Genomic DNA, 1,938 nt, shown 5'->3' with positions numbered 1-1,938 from the left:
TAACCTGTAACACAGCCTATGTAAAAAAAGCAAAATAGGGATCTTTCCTATTTTGCTCCTAATGTTAACTTGCTTTATTTTTTGGCATTTCATATATGTTAATTCCAGCTTCATCTAACATCCATTCGATGTGTACCCCGTATCCTGAGGTTGGATCATTAACAAAGACATGTGTAACAGCGCCAATTAGTTTTCCATCTTGAATAATTGGGCTTCCGCTCATCCCTTGAACAATTCCTCCTGTTTTTTTAAGGAGTTTAGGGTCGGTTACTTTTATTACCATGCCTTTGGTTGCTGGAAACTTTTGCGGGATTGTGCTAACGATTTCAATATCAAATTCTTCAACTCGGTCATTATTTACAACCGTTAATATTTTGGCAGGTCCTTCTTTTACCTGATGCGATAAGGCAATCGGCAGTGGTTTATCCATAACACCATTTTTCAATTCTTTGACCATTTCTCCAAAAATTCCAAATGGGCTATTCTTTTGGATATTCCCAACAATTTCACGGTCTGAAGAAAACCGTGCAAGCTTTTCACCTGGGTCTCCGTTACTCCCTTTTTCAATGGAGGTAACAGTTGAACGAACAATTTGTCCATCCTCTACAACGATTGGTTGTTTTGTATCCATATCAGATATTACATGCCCTAGAGCACCATATTTTTTTGATTGTGGGTGAATAAATGTCATTGTTCCGATTCCTGCTGCAGAATCTCTAATATATAAACCGAGCTTATAGATGTTTTCACCTTTGTCTTTTAATGGGGTTAGTTTTGTAGTAAATTTTCCACTTTCTCGACTAATAACCATGTCAAGAGCTTTTCCTTCTTGTCCTGCAGTTTGCACAAATGGTGCTACATCTGTCATTTTTTCTATTTTATTGCCATTTATTTCTGTAATGATATCGCCAATTTTAATCCCTGCAATTTCACCTGGAGATTTTTTTCCCGATATGGTATTGATTAAATGGTGTCCCACTACCAATACGCCTACGGTATTTAACTTCACTCCAATCGACTGACCACCGGGTATAACCCTAAAATCTTTTAAAACGCGTACATCCACCTTTTTTATCGGAATCCCCGCATACTCTAACAGCATTTCATTTTTACCATTTTTTGATGCTGTCATTGAAACCGAGTTTTTTCCTTCATCCAAAGTGATATTTGAATTTTGAGAAACCAAAGAGGCTGATACCGGTACAGCCTTTTGAAAAGTATAGTCTTGTCCTTCGAAAACCGTAATAGTCTTGGGTATTGCGAGATATTGCTGTATAGGCTGAAAAAAAATAAGGCTAATTAATGAAACAAGGAGAATTCCACCAATAATCTTTCTAATTAGTTCTAACTTCAAATTTTTTCACTCTCCTCGCTTCTTTTCATTACTCTTAAATGGCTACATATATAATTTTGCCTCCTTGACAATCATTTATAACTTGGTTCAACATAAAAAAGCTACCCAAATTGGATAGCATTACAATTTTTATTAAAAATATAGTAATTATTGCTTTTCTGAATGGAAAAATATCTAAATCTAACGATTAAGTCGTGTCAATGCTCCGCTTCCACTTTTCTTACTCTCTGCAGCTAAATATAATAATTCTTCAGCATGTTTTTTAGTGAGATCGGTTATTTCGGATCCAGATATCATTCGGCCAATTTCATTGATTTTATCTCCAAGCTGTAAAGGAGTTACAGACGTCTTTGTTCTTCCACCTTTAATAATTTTGGAAATAAACAAGTGGGTATCGGCCATTGCAGNNGACTGAGCAACCCTGCCGCTGACCCCCGTATCAACTTCATCGAAAATAATCGATGTCACACCTTGATGCTGGGAGAAAATACTTTTTAGAGCCAGCATAATTCGTGATAATTCCCCTCCTGAGGCAACTTTTGACAGGGGCTTTAATGGCTCTCCAGGATTTGTGGAAATATAAA

1 protein-coding gene and 1 pseudogene are annotated in these 1,938 nt (G+C 36.6%); both read right to left on the bottom strand.

Translation table 11 applies throughout. The features are described 5' to 3' along the window. Positions 1 to 64 precede the first annotated feature (64 nt). A complete protein-coding gene (spoIVB, locus tag V7659_RS15150) occupies positions 65 to 1,354 on the bottom strand; it encodes a SpoIVB peptidase (protein WP_335540707.1) in 1,290 nt (429 codons plus the stop codon). A gap of 180 nt (positions 1,355 to 1,534) precedes the next feature. Beyond that, a pseudogene (locus V7659_RS15145) lies at positions 1,535 to 1,938 on the bottom strand (DNA repair protein RecN); the annotation flags it as partial.

The organism is Neobacillus drentensis, assembly GCF_036966985.1.
GTDB classification, from domain to species: domain Bacteria; phylum Bacillota; class Bacilli; order Bacillales; family Cytobacillaceae; genus Neobacillus; species Neobacillus drentensis_E.
The sequence above is the reverse complement of the archived record's forward strand: the minus strand, read 5'-3'. Positions and strand labels throughout refer to the sequence as shown.